Origin of the sequence: Halobacterium noricense (genome assembly GCF_021233435.1) — an archaeon.
In the GTDB taxonomy this organism is placed as follows: Archaea; Halobacteriota; Halobacteria; order Halobacteriales; family Halobacteriaceae; genus Halobacterium; species Halobacterium noricense.
This window is the reverse complement of the sequence record NZ_CP089468.1, coordinates 185104-204284: the sequence shown is the minus strand read 5'-3', so window position 1 is coordinate 204284 and position 19181 is coordinate 185104. Positions and strand designations below refer to the sequence as shown.

Sequence of the window (19181 nt, the reverse complement as noted above, 5' to 3'; positions counted from 1 at the left end):
CGGCGAACGGAGGGAGCCGTGAGCCGCGTGCTCGACCGAAGGGAGAGCACGGTGTAGCGAGCGCGGAGCGCGTGCTCGACCGAAGGGAGAGCACGGAACGGCAAACGGCGAGCACCGCGAGCCGTGAGCGTAGCGATGCGCGAGCCGCGTCGTCGACCGGGGGGAGACGACGGACTGAGCGAGCGGTGAACGGAGTGAGCCGTGAGCCGCGTGGGCGAGTGAATTGAACGAGAGGTCGTGGAAACGCTTACCCAGTTTCAGAGAGGACGAGAGCACATGTCGGAGGAGGTGAGGGTCGACGAGGACGCGAAATCTCGTCTCGAAGAGCTACAAGCGAAAATTCGCGTCGAGACGGGCCGGGAAGTCAGCCACCAGGAGGTACTGTCGCGGCTTATTGACGACGCCTACGAGGAGAAAGACAGAGTTGTCGCATTCTTTGAGGCGACGTTTGACTCGGACGTCGAGACGGACGAGGCGGACATCGACGGGATTCTGTACGGATGAGTACGTTCGTCGACACGGGCGTCTTCTACGCGGCGTTCGACAGCGCCGCATCCCGGCACCAGACTGCGCGGCGCGAGCCGCGTCGTCGAGCGAAGTGAGACGACGGAGTGGTGGAGAGTAGCACGGGCTCACGAATAGCTATTAAGCTCTTGTGGCCGAATCGGCCCGATTCCCGTATAAACGCCAGGGAAAGCACCCAGAACAGCCAGAAGGCATTTCCCGGTAAAGGAAAGATAGTGACAATACCCCTACCCACTGGTGCCAGCGTCCAGTACCGTCCTATCCGGGACGTGACCGACCTCGGTACCGAAATAGCAGATTACCAAACCATGACAAGCAATACAGACAAGCTCCGCGCGGTCTTCCTGACTGCGCTGATGATCGGCTCGGTATTTGCAGCCGGCATCGCGTTCACAGGAAGTGCTGCGGCGATTACGGGCGTTACCGATACCAACGTATCCAACCCATCGGATGGAACCGTTGATGAAGGGACGACCGTTGTCCACAACGAAGTCAATTTCACAGCACAGAACCTGAATGATGGAGATACTGGCGGCAATACCGTTAATTTCGAGGTGTATCTGACTAACGGTGCAAATATCACGAGTACATCCGGTGTCAGCTCAAACATCTCTTCTGCGAACCAAAACGTTGCAGATGGGAACCTGACATTCACCGCTCAGCCGTCGAGTATGAACGTTACAGCGGCATTCAACATTAGTTCCCTAGAAGTTGACTACCCGAACGTCTCGAGTGATCAAACCACCGAACTCCGTGTCGCAGTTGACGATACCGGTGGTAATAATGGTGACTTCCTGATTCAATCGCTCACCATCAGCGATGTCACTCCCGGCGACAATCTCGATGATTCGTCGTTCAGTGACGGGAGCATCGTCTTCCAGGGCCAGACCGCAGTCTACGACGCTGGCGACCGCGACAGCAACGCTAACTCTGGCAGCTACACGCTCTATGAGCGTGTGGACTCCACGACCGGCTCGCCGGTCCGCTCGCTGAACTACAACGATGCTGCCGACCTCGTGAACGTGAGCACGTCCGGCCTCGACACTGGTACGACGTACTTCATCAGTAACGACGGTTCCAACCCGCAGAACTCCGCACAGAGCAACTTCACGGTTCGTGAGCAGGACTTCAGCGCGAGCTTCGACGCTGACACTGTCGACAACCGCGGCGACACCAACATCAGCGCCGAATTCACCTCCACCAACCGCCAGGGCGAACCCTACAACCTCACCGTCACTTCGGAGAACCTCGACGACAGCGAACTCGTCGAAATCTTCAACGACGGCTTCGACGTCACTGACGTTAACGTCGAAAGCGACGTCGAAGAAGACGGCGTCGAACTCAAAGTCGAGCAGGGCGGCGACATCAGTGATTACGCGAACTTCACGAGTGTCGACGCTGGTAACTACACGTTCAACTACGCCGTCACCGACACCACCGCCGAAGACACGTCCAACATCACCGTGAACGCAGTCGGTGCGGGCGACGTGTCCTTCGCGCAGAACACGTACGTTGACCAGCAGGGCGACATCGTCAACGTCACCATCGACCTCAGCGAGGCCGCCACCTCCGGCACCCTCGTCGTCGGTGATGAAGAGGCAGTCGGCTACCAGGCCAACATCTCGTTCGCGGACAGCAACGATGACGGTCAGGTCAGCGTCCTCTTCAACTCCTACGAAGCCGGTGAGCCCGGCGCTGAACTCGTCGAAGCTGGCAACAGCGACGACGACGTCAGCCTGCACAACAACGGTCAGACGGACCTCGAAGGTGCGCTGCTGGACGCGGGAGACTACGACCTCTCCGTCAGCACCGGTAGTGCATCCGAGACGCTGAGCAATCCGAACGATCTGTCCGTTGCAGTTCTTGAGGAGCGCGCGACCACGGGGCTGAACCTCTGGGTCGCCTCCGACACCACCGTGAATAACCTCGAATCCGCCGAGGACCTCACGGCCGCAGTCAACAACAACACGATCACCGAGAGCGACACCTTCGCCCGCACCGGCGACGCTGGTGACACGATCATCCACCAGTTCGACGCCTCCGGCATCGAAGGCGTTCTCAACAACCAGTCCACCGACTCCACCACCGACAAGTTCGCGTCCCTCGTGGAGAGCGGGGCAATCGACGTGACGATTAACCAGACTGAGGAGTCCACGAGCGCGAACCGTCAGCCGAAGACGGTCAACGTCTCCAACGTCAGCTTCGACGCTGTCTTCCAGTCCGGCGACACCTACTACGTCGCGACGGACTCCAACAGCTTCGACACCGGCAGCGACCGCGCGCTGACGGCTGAAGACGTGCTGAACGTCACCTTCACGGTCAACGACTCCCGGCTCCTCGGCGACGAGGACCCGCAGTCGGTCTCTGACCACATCGAAATGGTCGACCGCGAAGGTAGCTTCGACATCGCCGACGACGAGATCCAGGTCGAAGCCGCATCCAGCCAGACGATCTCCGGCACGTCGACTATCTCACCCGGTAGCGAGCTGACGGTTCGCGTCCGCTCGTCCGGCGACACCCAGCCGCGGTTCGTCATGAGCGAGACCGTCACCGTCCAGGCTGACGGCACCTTCTCCGGCGAATTCGACTTCAGCGAGCGCTCGGCCAACGACACGTTCACGGCCACCCTCCAGGGCGGCCAGTTCGTGAGCACCGTCAGCGCCGACGGCTCGGTCGTCGAATCCGCACAGACCGCCACGGCAACCGCCACCGCCACGGAAACCGCCACCGCAACGGCCACCGAGACCGCAACGGCCACGGAAACCGCAACGGCGACGGAAACCGCTACGGAAACCTCTGAAGACGAGTCCGGCAGCGGCATCCCCGGCTTCGGCATGGGCATCGCGCTCATCGCCGTCCTCGGTGCTGCCCTGCTCGCACTCCGCCAGAACTAACCAACACGAACTGACTGCCCGTAACGCAGTCACCCCGATACCCCTACCCGCACTTTTCTTTCGCGCTCACAACTCGACAGCCACAGCGCCGTCCGACGCGAACGCTTCGCGAAGTTGGACGACAGCTACGATTCGGACCGGCACGGTCGGCCTGTGATTGTCTCGCGTCGACTGAAACGAACAGACGAACGTCAGCGACCGGGAGATGGTCACGATTCCGGCGGCGCTCCGACGACGGCTGGACGACCGACGGCAACCTATCGAAGTCGTCCAGCAACGGGACGGCGTCTTCGACGACTTCGAGCCCGTCGACGTCGGCGAGACGAACGCTGTCGACGTGGAAGGCGAATTCGGAGCGGCAGACGTTCGGACGAACGCAGCGTAGCGTTCAAAACGCGAGCAGCGACACCGCGATTGTCGGTGGAAAGCCCGTGCGCTACTCGTCGCCGACGTTGTTGAGCGCGCTGTTCAACCCGAAGAGCTCCTGGACGACGGCGCTGTCCGCGACGCGATATCGACGCGGGGACGTCTCCGGGACTGCTTCGATGAGTTCGACTTCGACCAGCAGATCGGTGTAGGTGCCGACAGTCTGGCGAGTGACGCCGGCGTGCTCCGCGAGCTCGGTTTTGTTGAACTCTCGATTCGGCGGCAGGTCGAGCAACGCATCGACGAGAATCGGGACGGCGTCGTGCTGCGTGAGGTAGAACCACCCGCTAGGGTGTTCCTTCCGGAGTCGCTTCTTCTCACCGCGGTCGGCCGCGTGCTCCATGCTGCTCGTACAGAGAGACAACACCCGGGAGTGCATGAGCATTTCCACCCCCGTTAACAGCAATTAACATCCTTCATCCGGGAGTGGCTTCACCGTCCAACACAGAGGAAGCGCTCCTCGAGCTCTCAGCGATTGACGGCGACTACCCCACTGGGCGTAAGGACGAATTTCGGCGCGAGCACTGCCCGCACACTTATTGCGTTGTATTGCGTTCTATTACACATGCCGATTGGAATCGACCGCTTCGAGGACGACCGAAGCGACGCGCTCGACGTCCGGGAGGGAACGCAGCCGCATCGAATCCTGCGGTTCCTCGCCGCGAACGACGACCAGGCGTTCACGCAAACCGAACTCCACGAAGCGACCGGCATCAAGCGCGGGAGCGTCGGCGCCGCGCTGTCCCGGCTCGAAGACCGTGGACTCGTCCGCCACCGCGGGCGCTACTGGGCCATCGGGAACGACGACCGGCTCGCGTCGTACGCCGCGCAGACCGCAGCGAGCTCGTCGTCGACGACCGACGACTACTACGGCGACGATGAGTGACGAACCCGGCGGAGGACAGCCACGAATCCCGGCTGCCACCTCGGAACGGCCGAGAATTTATCCGTGAACCCGCCGTACGTCGTCGCATGAGCGCGGATACCGACGGGCGAGGGCGAGACTCCCCGAATGCGCCAGTTGAAATCACACTCTCGCTCGGGGAGAACGGGGACCTCTGGATGGCCCGCGACGAGGAAACCGGCGTCGCCTCTCAGGGGGAGACACGCGAAGCGGCCCTGGAGAACCTCGACGAAGCGGTCGCGCTCTACCGGGGTGACGTCGGGCGCGCGCCGACAGACGAGGAGGTCGTGGCGGTCGGCATCGAACCGGACGCAAACGCGTCGGGCGACCTGCCGGACGTCCTCAAGTAGTCGCTGGATGGTTACGCGTGACTTCTCCGGCAACGACGTCGTGAAGGTGCTCGTCAACGTCGGCGGGTTCGCGTGGAAGCGGACGTCCGGCGACCACGTGATTTTGAAGTGGAGTCCCCCCGAGAGCCACGATACTGAGCCGCGTACGGTGACGGTTCCGCGACACGACCGTCTCGACACTGGAACGCTTCGAAGTATCGCCGAACAGGCTGGAGCCGAAGACTTTCGAGCGTTCTGCGAGTGGGTCGACCGGAATCGATGACGTCGATTCTCGTCGTTCGTCGCAGCTGGCGTGATAATTTCCCTATTTGCGGGAAGATTTTTGATTCTTCCCACACAAGCGTAGCCAAGGATGTCGAAGTCGACAGACGAACGCGGGCGGCTGTATCTCCCGAAGGACGTGCGGGAACGGTTCGGGGAGACGTATCGCGTCGTCGAACTCCCCAGCCACGTCGCGCTGTTCCCGGTCGACGAGGACCCCCTCGAAGGGGTGCAGGAGGCAGTCGGCGATGCCTTCGAGAACGAGAACGTCGAGGAGTTGAAAGAGCAGGCACGGGAAGCTCTCGCGGAGTCAGCCCGCGACAACGACGAAGGGCGTGACGAGAACTGAGCCGTGTACGTCGAAACAGACACGCTCGTCGCGCTCGCCAAAGACGACGATTGGCTGCAGGACGCTGCAGTGCAGGCTCTCGACGAGTACGATCCACACACCTCGATTCTGGCGTACGCCGAGCTGCTCGTGTTGTTCTACGACCGAGAGCAGGGCTCGTACGAGATCGACATTCCCCGTGCCGTGACAAACCTCCTCGAACTCGTTCCGGTCGTTCCGCGAACCCACGAGGACGCCGTACTCGCGGCAGCGACGTTCATCGAGGACGAAGAGCTGACGCCATTCGATGCCCTCCACGCAGGGCTAGCAGCGACACGCGACGAGACGCTGCTAGCCAGTGAGACGGCGTACGAGACAGTTGGTGTCGACCACGTACGATTAGTCGACGAACGAGAGTGACGCCCGCCGACACCAACACGCCTATACTCGCGACGCCCGTCCCGTCTCGTAATGGTATCCGCGTTGACCGACACGCTCGCGTGGGTCGTCATCGCGGCGTTCGGGACGAGCGCAATCCTCCAGACCAACCACCGCCAGTACAGCCGGTACGCGGCCGTCGCGGCGTGGACGCTGTTCGCGGCGTTCTGGGGGCTGCTGGTGCCGTACTACTTCTTCGAGCACTTGAGCGTCATCGAGGGCGTGCTGAGCGCGGTCGCCGTGCCCGCGTGTCTGTACACCGCGTACCTCGTCGGCAGTGGCAAGCGCCAACTGGTGACGTTGACGCGCTCGATTGCCATCATGGGGCTGTTGTTCCTGCCGTTCCAGACCATCGAGCCGGCGCGCCAGTTCGCCATCGAGACGGTCGCCCAGCAGGCCGAGTGGCTGATGGCGCAGTTCGGCTACTACCCGCCCGTCGTGGAGGGCGACCACGGCTACCTGGCGAAGTTCGTGTTCACCGGCGAGTCCGTCACCGGCGAGCCCGGCCACCGCTACACGACGACGGTCCTGATGGCGTGCACGGGCATCGGCAGCATGTCCATCGTCGGCGGGCTCGCGCTCGCCGTGAAGGCTCCGCTGAAGCGCCGCATGCAGGCGCTCGCTGTCGCGCTCCCCGTCATCTACGGGCTGAACGTGATTCGCGTGGTGTTCATCGCCGTCGCGCACGGCGAGCAGTGGTTCCGCGGCGGCATCTACGAGACGCTCGCGTTCGCGGTGTTCCCGACGACCGACGGCAACATGGTGTCGTATCTGTTCGCCGACCGCATGCTCGCCCAGTCCGCGTCGGTCGTCGCGCTCGTCGTCCTGACGTTCGCGCTGCTCCGCATCGTCCCGGAGCTCGGCGGCGTCGTCGAGGACGTCGCGTACATCGCGACCGGCAACGAGTACGAGATTACGCGACGGTTCGCGGAGTAGCATTCAGCCAAGAGACTGAATAGAGGTCGTGCTAGCAACAACTGTTAGGCGGACGCCTGCGATTCCGCTCCACCGTCCCGAGACAGACCAAACTCAACTTCGAGCCGCACCGTATCGTAGGGAACGTACGGCTTCTTCGCACGCCCGGCTTCCTTGAAGTGAACGATATCGTAGTCCGCAAGCAGATGCAGGTCGTCGTGGACGTCGTGGACGTCGCGGTCGAGGCGGTCGGCGAGCGCGCGGATGCTCTCGGGGGGCCGCTCCATCACTTCTTCGAGCAGCTCCATCCGCCGGTCGGTGAGCAGTTCGCGCAGCTGCGCGCGGTCTTCGAAGTTCACGACGTGCGGGACTTCCTCACCGTGCTCCCACTGCTCGGCGCGCTCGAGCGCGGCGGCTTGCGCTTGCTCGGCGGGGAGCGCGGTGATTCGGAGCGTCGAGGGGTAGTCAACCTCCTCGGGCCCGGGCGTGAATTCGTCGTGCGTGGGTTCGGTGTCAGTTGGTTCGTCGGGCATAGATTTCATTCACCTCGGTGTGGAATTGGTCGACGAGGTCGCGGAGCCCGGTGAAATCGAGGGCCGCAATCTCGTCGTCGGGTGTGTGTCGGTGGTGTCGCCCTACGTCGAGGTGGTAGGGCGTGTTGTCGTACCGCAGGAGTGTGTCGCCGTCAGCGTCCATGTACTGAAGCTGTATTTCAACCCCTGCGGGAACTCCTCGCTTTCCGGGACTTGCCACGCCTTCATCACATATCGGCTTCCGTCTGGCTTCGTGCTTTCGTCCCGGTAAACGCGGTTTGCGCCCATCCTCCGTATGTTGGGGCTAGCACCCAACGGTGTTAAACATTAGGCCTCGACGAGCGACTGGAGGTTGGAAGCGGACGTCGCGTACGTCGCGACCGGAACCAAGTACGAGACCACCGAGCGGTTCGCGGAGTAGCCCCGTCCGAATCGCTGGCTCGATAGCTGTCGAGATCTGTGACGAGCTCCCCAATCGCGATTGCCGTTACATCTATTACATCAGATTACATAGTGCCACGTGTGCCAATCGACATCCAGTCTTTCGAGGAAGGCGACGAAGCCGACCTCCGAGCGGGCGGTCGAACGAACGCCGAGGAGGTGCTCGCGTTCCTCGCCGCGTCGCCGGACCAGGCCTACACCCCCAGCGAAATCCACGAAGGAACGACCGTCGCACGCGGAAGCGTCGGCGTCGTCCTCTCCCGGCTGGAAGACCGCGGCCTCGTTCGCCACCGCGGCGACTACTGGGCGATCGGCGACGTCGAGGACCTCGACGTGACACTCAGTTCGATGGCGACGGCGCGAGCCGCGACCGAACGGCTGGGTGCCGAAGACCCCGACGAGTGGGGGCCAGGCGTCGACGACGACAGCGAGCGCGAGTAGATGCCGGTCGAGAAAGGTGACGTCTGGTGGGGACCTGCGCCACACAAGTCCGCCCCGTCGTATATAGTCACGGGTTGGGAAGCTCGGAAGGTGCTTTCAGTCTCGTCGTACCACAGGTCCAACCGGCCCTGTTTCTCGTAGTCGGGCCAATTCGGGTTGCCAGCGATTTCAAGCCGGAGACGCCCGGTGTGGTCGTATCTATCCTTCAATTCGCTCCCGACCAGTATCTCAATCCGGGACCGCTCGCCCCACTCAAGCGTGTATGCGTCGTTACGAATGACGGTCTTGAGTTGGCGTCCATCCTTCTCGTTACCACGGAATCCCGGCGGTTTCGGGTGTTCCGTAACCGACGTGTTCGACTCGTCGTGGTACTGGTCTTTCAGCTTGAAGAACCCGCGCCACGCTTCGCTGTTCTTCCGAATTACCTGTTGGGCGGTGGATGCACCGAGAACGCCTTTGTATTTGCCCTCAAGTCGGCCGGTATCGGCGTCGAATACGTCGCCGTCGAAGTCAGCCTCGTCGTTGTACCGCATGAGGCGCTGATAGTTGACCTCGTTCCAGAGCGCGGCGGAAGCGTCCAACAGATCCCGTAGCAGTTGCTCTCCTTTGTTGGAGAGCGGTCGCACGGCGAACGTGTTGGTCCGCTTCACAACAATAGATGTTTATACTATTCGACTTAAAGTCTTTTCGTCATGCGGCCCAACATCGACATCACGCACACGCTCGGTGGGCGAGTCAAAGACTACGCAGAAGCAAACGATTTGGACCTCTCGGAAGCCTATACAGAGGTGTTAGAAACAGGACTAGAAGCGTTGGAGACTCAAGACCAGCAATAACGCAGCGGTTACTCACCGAAGCTGACGCGATTCACACCCGCCCAGTTCGGTCCTCGGTTCCGATAGACTGTCGGAACACCCGTCCCACACGGGAATGGCGGGGACTCTCTCGCTGTTACAGGTAACGTTGACGACCCAACAGCATCCACAGGGCGTTCCGGTTCCGGACGACGCGTGGATTCGCGGCGGCTCACAGAGGCCTGCCTATATCTCGCCGTGGTACGTCGCCACGATGAAGCACCGCGACTTTGACGACCAACAAGGCGAACTCTCGAAAGACATCGTCGATGCTGCCGTCCGTGAACTCCACGAGTACACCGCGACGAGCGAGTAACCGAGTGACGGGACGACGTCACACTCGTCGCGTTGACGTTCGCGGAGTAAGGCCGTCCGAATCCTTTTACACGAGTTCGGCGTACACGCAGGTGTAATGGCGAGCGCATCCCGAGACCCGGACGAGGACGGAGTTCACTTCGTACACGAGGACGACGGGAGTGTCACCGCCGTCGACGAGGAGACCGGGCTCGCTCGCGGTGGCGACACGAAATCGGACGCGCTCTCCCAGCTCGCGGACGCACTCGCGCTCCACGAGGACCGCGGCGACCCCATCGAAGACTCCGACGCGTTTCTCCGCGACGAGCTCGGCATCGAACCTTCCGAGCGAACCGACGACCTTCCCGAATTCCTCCAGTAGTGGTGCGGACGACGTTCTCCGGCCGCGAAATCGTCGGCGTACTCGAGAGTTTCGGCTACACGCCAGTCTCGCGGCACGGAAGCCACGTTCGACTACAGTACGAGAACGCCGATACTGGCGAGGTTCGGAACGTCGACGTCCCGCTGCACGACGAGGTCAGAATCGGGACGCTCCATTCGATTGCCGACCAGTGCGGCGCCGACGACTTCCATACCTTCTGCGAATGGCTCGACAACCACAGCTAACGGTCAACTGAACAGCCGGTAGCGGGTGGACAGAAAGGGGCGACGGGCTCGCGTCCAGTTTAGTCGTCTCGCGGACCGCTATCTGTGAGCGAAGCGAGCAGATATGTCCGCGAGCGACCGCGAGCCCGTCGGGGCTTTCGAGGACATGCATCTATCTCGTTGAGACGCCAAGAAACGCAGATCAACCACTATCGAATGTAGCGTCGAAAGGAAAGCGCCCGGAGCGGGAGTCACGCGAGCAGCGCGAGCGTGACCCCGGCAGACGGAGTCTGCCGGAGTTTGAACCGGAGTCAGACGTGCTCGCTCACGTCTGTTCGCTGTGCGCGCCTGACAGGGTTCGAATCCCGGGCGTATTCACTGAACTCGTTGCTCGCGACACAGCACGCTGGTCGCTCGCTGTTTGAGTTCAGTAGAAGTACGCCCGGAGCGGGATTTGAACCCGCGTCACAACCGTGACAGGGTTGTATGATGGGCCACTACACCATCCGGGCTTGCTGCACTCATTCGTAGCCGGCTTGTATTCTTAAGACTTTCCAAACGGCGGGACGTGTGCGTCGTGGTGGCGCGGGCCTCGACCGGAATCGTAGTTGACAAGACCTAAGTGCGCTGCGGGTGAATTGGCCTGTAGTATCTCGTGAGAGGTAGTTCTCCCCCCATCCAGGCACACCCATGGTAGACGTAAGCCAACACGAACTCGTCCCCGAGCACACAGTTCTCGACGAGGAGGAACTCGAGGACGTGCTCGTGGACTACGACATCGACCGGACGGACCTGCCGAAGATTAAACGGAAGGACCCTGCCCTGCCGGACGACGCGGAGGTCGGCGACGTCGTCAAAATCGTGCGGGACTCGCGGACCACGGACAAAGCCATCGTGTACCGACTGGTGATCGAATAAATGCAAATCGAAGACCGACGCGAACTGTCGAGGGCGTATTTCTCGAAAGAACGACTCGCGGAACACCACTTCAGGTCGTTCAACTCGTTCCTGAAGCGCGGCATGCAGGACGTCGTCACCGAGAAGGAGCGCATCGAGACTGACATCGGTGACAAGGAAGACGAGGAGCCGGTGTGGGTCGAACTCGGCGACGTCCGCATCACGACCCCGCGCGTGCGGGAGGCGGACGGCTCCGAGGAGCTGCTGTACCCACAGGAAGCGCGGCTGCGCAACATCACGTACTCCGCGCCGGTGTTCATGGAGATGAGCATCGTGCGCGGCGGCGAAGAGGAAGAAGAGCGCGTGCTGGACACGACGGAGACGAAGGTCGGCCGGATGCCGATCATGGTCGGCTCCGACAAGTGCAACATCGCGGGCTTCTCCGAGGACGAACTCATCGAAATCGGCGAAGACCCCGCCGACCCCGGCGGCTACTTCATCGTGAACGGCAGCGAGCGCGTGCTGATGACCAGCGAGGACCTCGCGCCGAACAAGATTCTCGCGGAGTACGACTCCAAGTACGGCGACGAGATTCAGGTCGCGAAGACGTTCAGCCAGCGCCGCGGGTATCGTGCGCTGGTGCTCGTCGAACGCAACCGCGAGGGGCTACTCGAAGTGTCGTTCCCCTCGGTCTCGGGCTCCATCAACTTCGTGACGCTGGTGCGGGCGCTCGGCCTCGAATCCGACGAGGAGATCGTCCACCGCGTCAGCGAGGACCCCGAGATTGTGAAGTTCATGCTGGAGAACCTGGAGGAGGCGGACGTCCAGACCCAGGAGGAGGCCATCGAGGAGCTCGGGCAGCGCGTCGCCTCCGGCCAGGGGAAGAACTACCAGCTGAAGCGCGCGAACTACGTCATCGACCGCTACCTCCTCCCGCACCTCCACGAGGAGGGCATCGAGGACGAGGAGACGCGCATCAACAAGTCCTACTACCTCTGTCGGATGGCCGAGGCGTGTTTCGAGCTCGCGCTCGACCGCCGCGAGTCCGACGACAAGGACCACTACGCGAACAAGCGCCTCAAGGTCTCCGGCGACCTGATGAAGGACCTGTTCCGGACGGCGCTGAACAAGCTGGCACGCGACGTGAAGTACCAGCTCGAACGCGCGAACATGCGCAACCGCGAACTCACCGTGAACACGGTGGTTCGTTCGGACGTGCTGACCGAGCGCCTCGAACACCCGATCGCGACCGGGAACTGGGTGGGCGGGCGCTCCGGCGTCAGCCAGCTCGTGGACCGGACGGACTTCATGGGCGTGCTCAGCCACCTGCGCCGGCTGCGCAGCCCGCTGAGCCGCTCCCAGCCGCACTTCGAAGCGCGTGACCTGCACGCCACCCAGTGGGGGCGCATCTGTCCCTCCGAGACCCCCGAGGGGCCGAACTGTGGCCTGGTGAAGAACTTCGCGCAGGCGATGGAGCTCTCCCAGAACGTCGAGGACGAGCGCGAGTTGAAACGCGAACTCTCGTCGATGGGCGTCGAGGGCATCCCCGGAATCAGCACGGAAGCGACGACACCAGCGGACGACTAACATGAGCACGGAACGAGAAGCGAAAGTCTACGTCAACGGCAGTCTCGTCGGGACCCACGAGGACCCCGAGGAGCTGGCAGCACAGATCCGGGAGGCGCGCCGACGGGGAGAGGTCTCCGAGATGGTGAACGTCTCCGTGAAGGACCGCACGAACGAAGTCATCGTGAACGCGGACGCGGGCCGCGCGCGCCGCCCGCTGCTCGTCGTCGAGGACGGCGAACCGCTCGTCACTGACGAGGAGATGGGCGCCGTCGAAAACGACGACATCGACTTCGAGGACCTCGTTCGCGCGGGGAAAGTGGAGTTCATCGACGCCGAGGAAGAGGAGGACGTCCTCGTCGGCGTCGACCAGGACGAGCTCACGGACAACCACACGCACCTCGAAATCGACCCGCAGCTCATCTTCGGCATCGGCGCCGGGATGATTCCGTACCCCGAGCACAACGCGAGCCCGCGGATTACGATGGGCGCGGGGATGATGAAACAGAGTCTGGGCCTGCCGGCGGCGAACTACCGCATCCGGCCGGACACCCGCCAGCACCTCCTGCACTACCCGCAGAAGGCGATGGTGAACACCCAGACCACCGAACAGATCGGCTACGACGACCGGCCGGCCGGCCAGAACTTCGTCGTCGCCGTCATGTCCTACGAGGGCTTCAACATCGAGGACGCCCTCGTCATGAACCAGGGCTCCGTGGACCGCGCGCTCTCGCGCTCGCACTTCTTCCGCACGTACGAAGGCGAGGAGCGCCGCTACCCCGGCGGCCAGGAGGACCGCTTCGAGATTCCCTCCGACGACGTGCGCGGCGGTCGCGGCGAGGACGCGTACACGCACCTCGACGACGACGGCCTCGTCAACCCCGAGACCCAGGTCGACGACTCTTCCGTACTGCTCGGGAAGACGAGCCCGCCGCGGTTCCTCGAAGAACCCGAGGACATGGGCGGGCTCAGCCCGCAGAAGCGCCGCGAGACGAGCGTGACGATGCGCTCGGGCGAAGACGGCGTCGTGGACACGGTCACCCTCATGGAGGGCGAGGACGGCTCGAAGCTCGCGAAGGTCTCCGTACGGGACGAACGCATCCCCGAGCTCGGGGACAAGTTCGCGTCCCGCCACGGCCAGAAGGGCGTCGTCGGCCACCTCGCGCCCCACGAGGACATGCCGTTCACGCAGGAAGGCGTCGTGCCCGACCTCGTGCTGAACCCGCACGCGCTGCCGTCCCGGATGACGGTCGGCCACGTGCTGGAGATGCTCGGCGGGAAAGCCGGCTCCCTCGACGGGCGCTCCGTCGACGGGACGGCGTTCACCGGCGAGGACGAGGACGAACTGCGCTCGACGCTGGAGGAACGCGGCTTCAAGTCCTCCGGCAAGGAAGTGCTGTACTCCGGCGTTTCGGGGGAGAAGATCGAGGCCGAGATTTTCGTCGGCACGATTTTCTACCACAAGCTCTACCACATGGTGTCGAACAAGCTCCACGCCCGCTCGAAGGGGCCGGTCCAGGTCCTCACGCGGCAGCCGACGGAGGGACGCGCCCGCGAGGGTGGCCTCCGCGTCGGGGAGATGGAGCGCGACACCGTCATCGGCCACGGCGCGGCGATGGTGCTCAAGGAGCGCCTGCTTGACTCCTCGGACCGCGAGGAGATTCACGTCTGTGGCAACTGCGGCATGACGGCCGTGGAGAACTACGAGCAGCGCCGCGTCTACTGCCCGAACTGTGAGGAGGAGACGGACGTGCACAGCCTCGAAATGAGTTACGCGTTCAAGCTCCTGCTCGACGAGATGAAAGCGCTCGGCATCGCGCCGCGACTCGAACTGGAGGACGCAGTATGAGCACAGGACAAGCACCCAAGGAGATCGGGGAAATCAGCTTCGGGCTGATGGACCCGGAGGAGTACCGGGACATGTCCGCGACGAAAGTCATCACCGCGGACACGTACGACGACGACGGCTTCCCCATCGACATGGGCCTGATGGACCCGCGCCTGGGCGTCATCGACCCCGGGCTGGAGTGCAAGACGTGCGGCCAGCGCTCCGGGAGCTGTAACGGCCACTTCGGCCACATCGAGCTCGCCGCGCCCGTCATCCACGTCGGGTTCGCGAAGCTCATCCGCCGGCTGCTGCGCGGGACGTGCCGGGACTGCGCGCGCCTCCTGCTCACCGAGGAGGAGAAAGAGGAGTACCGCGAAGACCTCGACCGCACGCGCAGCCTCCGCGAGGACGTCTCCGACGTCACGAAGGCCGCCATCCGGGAGGCCCGCAAGAAGGACCACTGCCCGCACTGCGGGGAAGTCCAGTACGACGTCAAACACGAGAAGCCGACGACGTACTACGAAGTCCAGCAGGTGCTGGCTTCCGATTACAGCGAGCGCATCGCGGCCGCGATGCAGCCCGACCCCGACGAGGACGACTCGGGCATCAGCCCGCAGGAGCTCGCCGAGCAGACGGACATCGAAATCAGCCGCATCAACGACATCCTCTCCGGGGAGTTCCGGCCGCGCCGCGAGGACCGCGAGGCCATCGAGGCCGCTATCGGCGCGGACCTCACCACCGAGGACATGAACAAGCTGATGCCCTCGGACATCCGGGACTGGTTCGAGGACATCCCCGGCGAGGACCTCGCCGTGCTCGGCATCGACCCCGAGAAGAGCCGGCCCGAGTGGATGATTCTGACCGTCCTCCCGGTGCCGCCGGTGACCGCGCGGCCGTCGATTACGCTCGACAACGGCCAGCGCAGCGAGGACGACCTCACGCACAAGCTCGTGGACATCATCCGCATCAACCAGCGGTTCATGGAGAACCGCGAGGCGGGTGCGCCCCAGCTCATCATCGAGGACCTCTGGGAGCTGCTGCAGTACCACGTCACGACGTTCATGGACAACGAGATTTCGGGAACGCCGCCCGCCCGCCACCGTTCGGGCCGCCCGCTGAAGACGCTCAGCCAGCGCCTGAAGGGCAAGGAGGGGCGGTTCCGCGGCTCGCTGTCCGGGAAGCGCGTGAACTTCTCCGCGCGGACCGTCATCAGCCCGGACCCGACGCTGTCGCTGAACGAGGTTGGTGTGCCCGACCGCGTGGCGACCGAGATGACCCAGACGATGGTCGTCAACGACCAGAACGTCGAACGCGCCCGCACGTACGTCCGGAACGGCCCCGAAGGCCACCCGGGCGCGAACTACGTCACGCGACCCGACGGCCGCCGCGTGCGCGTCACCGAGAAGGTCTGCGAGGAGCTCGCCGAGCGCGTCGAGCCCGGCTGGGAGGTCCAGCGCCACCTCATCGACGGCGACATCATCATCTTCAATCGGCAGCCGTCGCTGCACCGGATGTCCATCATGGCCCACGAGGTCGTGGTGATGCCGTACAAGACGTTCCGCCTGAACACCGTCGTCTGTCCGCCGTACAACGCCGACTTCGACGGCGACGAGATGAACATGCACGCCCTCCAGAACGAGGAGGCGCGTGCCGAGGCGCGCGTGCTGATGCGCGTCCAGGAGCAGATTCTCTCGCCGCGCTTCGGTGAGAACATCATCGGCGCGATTCAGGACCACATCAGCGGGACGTACCTGCTCACGCACGACAACCCGCGGTTCAACGAGACGCAGGCGTCGGACCTGCTGCGCCAGACCAGCATCGACGAGCTCCCCGAGCCCGCCGGAACGGAGGACAGCGAGCCCTACTGGGAGGGGCGACAGATCTTCAGCGAACTGCTGCCCGACGACCTCAACCTCGACTTCACGGGGACCGTCGGTGAGCCGGTCGTCATCGAGAACGGCCAGCTCCTCGAAGGCACCATCGCCGAGAACGAAATCGGTGGGTTCGGCGGCGAAATCGTCGACACCATCGCGAAGGTCCACGGGAAGACCCGCGCGCGCATCTTCATCAACGAGGTCGCCTCGCTGGCGATGCGCTCGATCATGCACTTCGGGTTCTCCATCGGCATCGACGACGAGACCGTCTCCACGGAAGCCCGCGAGCGCATCGACGATGCCATCGGGTCGGCGTACGACCGCGTGCAGGAGCTCATCGAGAGCTACGAGAACGGCGACCTCGAATCCCTGCCCGGCCGCACCGTCGACGAGACCCTCGAGATGAAAATCATGCAGACGCTCGGGAAGGCCCGCGACTCCGCCGGCGACGTCGCCGCGGAGAACTTCGACGCGGACAACCCCGCAGTCGTCATGGCCGACTCCGGCGCGCGTGGGTCGATGCTGAACCTCACGCAGATGGCCGGCTGTGTCGGCCAGCAGGCAGTTCGTGGCGAGCGCATCAACCGCGGCTACGAGGACCGCACGCTCAGTCACTTCGAGCCGAACGACCTCTCCAGTGAAGCCCACGGCTTCGTGGAGAACTCCTACACGAGCGGCCTCACCCCGAAAGAGTTCTTCTTCCACGCGATGGGTGGCCGCGAGGGGCTGGTGGACACGGCAGTCCGGACGTCGAAGTCCGGCTACCTCCAGCGCCGCCTCATCAACGCGCTCTCCGAGCTGGAGACCCAGTACGACGGCACGGTCCGCGACACCAGCGACACCATCGTCCAGTTCGAGTTCGGCGAGGACGGCACGTCGCCCGTCGAGGTGTCCTCCAGCGAGGAGGTCGACATCGACGTCGAACAGATCGCCGACCGCATCATCGAATCCGAATTCGAGAGCACCGGGGAGAAAGAGGAGTTCCTCGGCATCCAGGAGCCGCCGACGAACCTCTCCGAGCACGGCGCGTCCTGGGAGGTGGAATCCGATGATTGAACTCCGTTCAATCAGGCTCACAGCCGTTGCCACGGAGGTGAACGATGACTGAAATCACGCCAGCGATTCGCGACCACGTCGAGGGCACGGAGCTCCCGCGACGCCTCAAGGAACGCGTCTACGACACCATCGAGGGCCGCGAGGACGTCACCATCCCGGAAGCCAAGGACATCGCGACCGCAGTCGAGTCTCAGTACGTCGACACGCGCGTCGACCCCCTCGAACCCGTGGGGACCGTCTCCGCGCAGTCCATCGGGGAGCCGGGGACGCAGATGACAATGAACACGTTCCACTACGCGGGCGTCGCGGAGATGGACGTGACGCAGGGCCTGCCGCGGCTCATCGAGCTCGTGGACGCCCGAAAGACCCCGGACACGCCCATCATGACGGTGTACCTCGAAGACGAGTACGCCGAGGAGCGCGAACGCGCCCACGAGGTCGTGTGGAGCATCGAGGCGACGAAGATTCTCGCGCTCGGGGACATCTCCACGAACGTCGCCGACATGGTCGTCCAGATCGACCTCAACGAGGACACGCTCCAGGAGCGGTGGCCGCTCAAGGACTCCACGAACGAAATCGCGGGCGAAATCGCCGAAACCATCGAGGGGAGCCTCGGCGTCCAGGTCACCCAGCAGGGGACCGTCCTGGAGTTCGGCCCGAGCGAGCCGTCGTACCGCGAGCTGCTCCAGCTCGTCGAACAGCTCCGCGACATCGTGTTCAAGGGCATCGAGGACGTCTCTCGCGTCGTTATCCGCCGCGAGGAGACCGAGCGCGGCGAGGAGTTCGTCCTCTACACGGAGGGGTCGGCGTTCAAGAAGGCGCTCAGCATCGAGGGCGTCGACGCCTCCCGCACGTCGTGTAACAACATCCACGAGGTTCACAAGACCCTCGGCATCGAGGCCGCCCGCGAAGCCATCATCGAGGAGACGATGACCACGCTCGAAGAGCAGGGCCTCGACGACGTGAACATCCGCCACCTGATGCTGGTCGCGGACATCATGACCAACGACGGCACCATCCAGTCCATCGGCCGACACGGCATCTCCGGGAACAAGGACTCCGTGCTCGCCCGCGCGGCGTTCGAGGTGACGGTCAGTCACCTCCTGGACGCCGCCATCTACGGCGAGGCCGACGACCTCGACGGCGTCATCGAGAACGTCATCGTCGGGAAGCCCGTCCAGCTCGGCACCGGCGACGTCGACCTCCGGATGGGCGCCAGCAAGTCCGACTGATGACAGTCAGGCTCTCCGACGAGGCGCGCCGCCTCATCGCCGCGTTCGAGGACGAGACCGACGCCGACGCCGTCGACTGCGTCGTCGACGACGAACACGAGCGCGTCATCTTCGTCGTCGCCGCCGGCGAGATGGGGTCGGCCATCGGCCCCGGCGGCAGCCGCGTCGAGGAGCTCGAAGCGAAACTCGGCCGCGACGTGATGCTCGTCGAGGATGCGCCCACGCCGGAGGGCTTCGTCGCGAACGCGCTCTCCCCCGCGGCCGTCTACAACGTCACCATCAGCAAGAACGACACCACGGTCGCGTACGCCGAAGTCGCCCACGAAGACAAGGGCGTCGCCATCGGCACCGGCGGGAAGAACATCGAAGCCGCCAAACAGCTCGCGAAACGGCACTTCGACGTCGACGACATTCAGCTCACGTAGTACCTTTTGCTGCACTCGGGCGGCTTCGCCGCCCTCGCTGGCAAAAGCTACGCTAAAAGCACTCCTCCTTCGGTCCGTTCCGTCCCTCAGTCG

20 protein-coding genes, 1 tRNA gene and 3 pseudogenes are annotated in these 19181 nt (G+C 63.6%); 19 read left to right on the top strand and 5 right to left on the bottom strand.

From position 1 onward, the window contains the following. The first annotated feature begins 276 nt into the window (after positions 1–276). The 4 genes and pseudogenes from LT974_RS01145 to LT974_RS01135 all read left to right on the top strand — a co-directional run bounded on the left by LT974_RS01145 (position 277) and on the right by LT974_RS01135 (position 3804). Positions 277–504: a hypothetical protein gene (locus tag LT974_RS01145; protein WP_232588812.1), complete on the top strand. Its 228-nt coding sequence runs from the start codon at positions 277–279 to the stop codon at positions 502–504. A 329-nt stretch (positions 505–833) separates the two neighbouring features. Then, a pseudogene (locus tag LT974_RS17850) lies at positions 834–923 on the top strand (surface glycoprotein); the annotation flags it as partial. Between the two features lie 273 nt (positions 924–1196). Continuing rightward, on the top strand, positions 1197–3419 hold the full coding sequence (locus LT974_RS01140) for a DUF7827 domain-containing protein (RefSeq protein WP_232588810.1): 2223 nt from the start codon (positions 1197–1199) through the stop codon (positions 3417–3419). A 205-nt stretch (positions 3420–3624) separates the two neighbouring features. Next, positions 3625–3804 (top strand): AbrB family transcriptional regulator, encoded by a 180-nt coding sequence (locus LT974_RS01135; protein WP_232588808.1) that lies wholly within the window; start codon positions 3625–3627, stop codon positions 3802–3804. A gap of 51 nt (positions 3805–3855) precedes the next feature. Here the strand turns inward: LT974_RS01135 and LT974_RS01130 are convergent, their stop codons facing one another. Beyond that, complete coding sequence (locus tag LT974_RS01130; RefSeq protein ID WP_232588807.1) at positions 3856–4188, bottom strand: helix-turn-helix domain-containing protein; 333 nt, start codon at positions 4186–4188, stop codon at positions 3856–3858. Between the two features lie 222 nt (positions 4189–4410). Between LT974_RS01130 and LT974_RS01125 the strand changes: the two genes are divergently transcribed. The 6 genes from LT974_RS01125 to artA all read left to right on the top strand — a co-directional run bounded on the left by LT974_RS01125 (position 4411) and on the right by artA (position 7062). Beyond that, complete coding sequence (locus LT974_RS01125; RefSeq protein ID WP_232588806.1) at positions 4411–4731, top strand: MarR family transcriptional regulator; 321 nt, start codon at positions 4411–4413, stop codon at positions 4729–4731. Positions 4732–4817: 86 nt separating this feature from the next. Continuing rightward, positions 4818–5099: a type II toxin-antitoxin system HicB family antitoxin gene (locus LT974_RS01120; RefSeq protein ID WP_232588804.1), complete on the top strand. Its 282-nt coding sequence runs from the start codon at positions 4818–4820 to the stop codon at positions 5097–5099. Between the two features lie 7 nt (positions 5100–5106). Then, the gene (locus LT974_RS01115) at positions 5107–5361 is read left to right on the top strand and encodes a type II toxin-antitoxin system HicA family toxin (RefSeq protein WP_232588802.1); all 255 of its coding nucleotides are present in this window, start codon (positions 5107–5109) and stop codon (positions 5359–5361) included. A 90-nt stretch (positions 5362–5451) separates the two neighbouring features. Continuing rightward, positions 5452–5709 carry an AbrB/MazE/SpoVT family DNA-binding domain-containing protein gene (locus tag LT974_RS01110; protein ID WP_232588800.1) on the top strand — a complete coding sequence of 86 codons (258 nt, stop codon included), beginning with the start codon at positions 5452–5454 and terminating at the stop codon, positions 5707–5709. Between the two features lie 3 nt (positions 5710–5712). Continuing rightward, the gene (locus LT974_RS01105) at positions 5713–6108 is read left to right on the top strand and encodes a PIN domain-containing protein (RefSeq protein WP_232588799.1); all 396 of its coding nucleotides are present in this window, start codon (positions 5713–5715) and stop codon (positions 6106–6108) included. 51 nt (positions 6109–6159) lie between these two features. Continuing rightward, positions 6160–7062 (top strand): archaeosortase A, encoded by a 903-nt coding sequence (gene artA / locus LT974_RS01100; RefSeq protein WP_232588797.1) that lies wholly within the window; start codon positions 6160–6162, stop codon positions 7060–7062. Between the two features lie 44 nt (positions 7063–7106). Here the strand turns inward: artA and LT974_RS01095 are convergent, their stop codons facing one another. Further along, the gene (locus LT974_RS01095) at positions 7107–7574 is read right to left on the bottom strand and encodes an HVO_A0114 family putative DNA-binding protein (protein WP_232588795.1); all 468 of its coding nucleotides are present in this window, start codon (positions 7572–7574) and stop codon (positions 7107–7109) included. Further along, positions 7555–7862 (bottom strand): annotated as a pseudogene (locus LT974_RS17845) (toxin-antitoxin system TumE family protein). The gene LT974_RS01095 and the pseudogene LT974_RS17845 overlap by 20 nt, the downstream one beginning before the upstream one ends. 234 nt (positions 7863–8096) lie before the next feature. Between LT974_RS17845 and LT974_RS01085 the strand changes: the two are divergent. After that, positions 8097–8456 (top strand): helix-turn-helix domain-containing protein, encoded by a 360-nt coding sequence (locus LT974_RS01085; protein WP_232588791.1) that lies wholly within the window; start codon positions 8097–8099, stop codon positions 8454–8456. Positions 8457–8506: 50 nt separating this feature from the next. On the opposite strand, the pseudogene LT974_RS01080 reads toward LT974_RS01085, so the two are convergent. Further along, positions 8507–9106 (bottom strand): annotated as a pseudogene (locus LT974_RS01080) (RNA-guided endonuclease TnpB family protein); the annotation flags it as partial. 616 nt (positions 9107–9722) lie between these two features. On the opposite strand from LT974_RS01080, the gene LT974_RS01075 reads away from it, so the two are divergent. Both LT974_RS01075 and LT974_RS01070 read left to right on the top strand, forming a co-directional pair. Then, complete coding sequence (locus LT974_RS01075) at positions 9723–9986, top strand: type II toxin-antitoxin system HicB family antitoxin (RefSeq protein ID WP_232588787.1); 264 nt, start codon at positions 9723–9725, stop codon at positions 9984–9986. Beyond that, complete coding sequence (locus LT974_RS01070) at positions 9986–10231, top strand: type II toxin-antitoxin system HicA family toxin (RefSeq protein WP_232588786.1); 246 nt, start codon at positions 9986–9988, stop codon at positions 10229–10231. Before LT974_RS01075 ends, LT974_RS01070 begins: the two co-directional genes overlap by 1 nt. A 418-nt stretch (positions 10232–10649) precedes the next feature. Here the strand turns inward: LT974_RS01070 and LT974_RS01065 are convergent. Then, positions 10650–10722: transfer RNA gene (locus tag LT974_RS01065), tRNA-Asp, on the bottom strand. A gap of 178 nt (positions 10723–10900) precedes the next feature. Between LT974_RS01065 and LT974_RS01060 the strand changes: the two genes are divergently transcribed. The 6 genes from LT974_RS01060 to LT974_RS01035 are packed head-to-tail and all read left to right on the top strand — an operon-like array spanning position 10901 to position 19088. Further along, positions 10901–11128 carry a DNA-directed RNA polymerase subunit H gene (locus LT974_RS01060; RefSeq protein WP_059055416.1) on the top strand — a complete coding sequence of 76 codons (228 nt, stop codon included), beginning with the start codon at positions 10901–10903 and terminating at the stop codon, positions 11126–11128. Then, entirely contained in the window at positions 11129–12694 is a 1566-nt protein-coding gene (locus LT974_RS01055) for a DNA-directed RNA polymerase subunit B'' (RefSeq protein ID WP_232588785.1), read from the top strand. Between the two features lies 1 nt (position 12695). Beyond that, entirely contained in the window at positions 12696–14522 is a 1827-nt protein-coding gene (gene rpoB, locus LT974_RS01050; protein ID WP_232588783.1) for a DNA-directed RNA polymerase subunit B, read from the top strand. Next, the gene (locus tag LT974_RS01045) at positions 14519–17431 is read left to right on the top strand and encodes a DNA-directed RNA polymerase subunit A' (RefSeq protein WP_232588779.1); all 2913 of its coding nucleotides are present in this window, start codon (positions 14519–14521) and stop codon (positions 17429–17431) included. The genes rpoB and LT974_RS01045 overlap by 4 nt, the downstream gene beginning before the upstream one ends. Before the next feature lie 44 nt (positions 17432–17475). After that, entirely contained in the window at positions 17476–18663 is a 1188-nt protein-coding gene (rpoA2, locus tag LT974_RS01040) for a DNA-directed RNA polymerase subunit A'' (RefSeq protein ID WP_232588778.1), read from the top strand. Further along, a complete protein-coding gene (locus LT974_RS01035) occupies positions 18663–19088 on the top strand; it encodes a NusA-like transcription termination signal-binding factor (RefSeq protein WP_232588776.1) in 426 nt (141 codons plus the stop codon). The genes rpoA2 and LT974_RS01035 overlap by 1 nt, the downstream gene beginning before the upstream one ends. Positions 19089–19181: the final 93 nt, after the last annotated feature.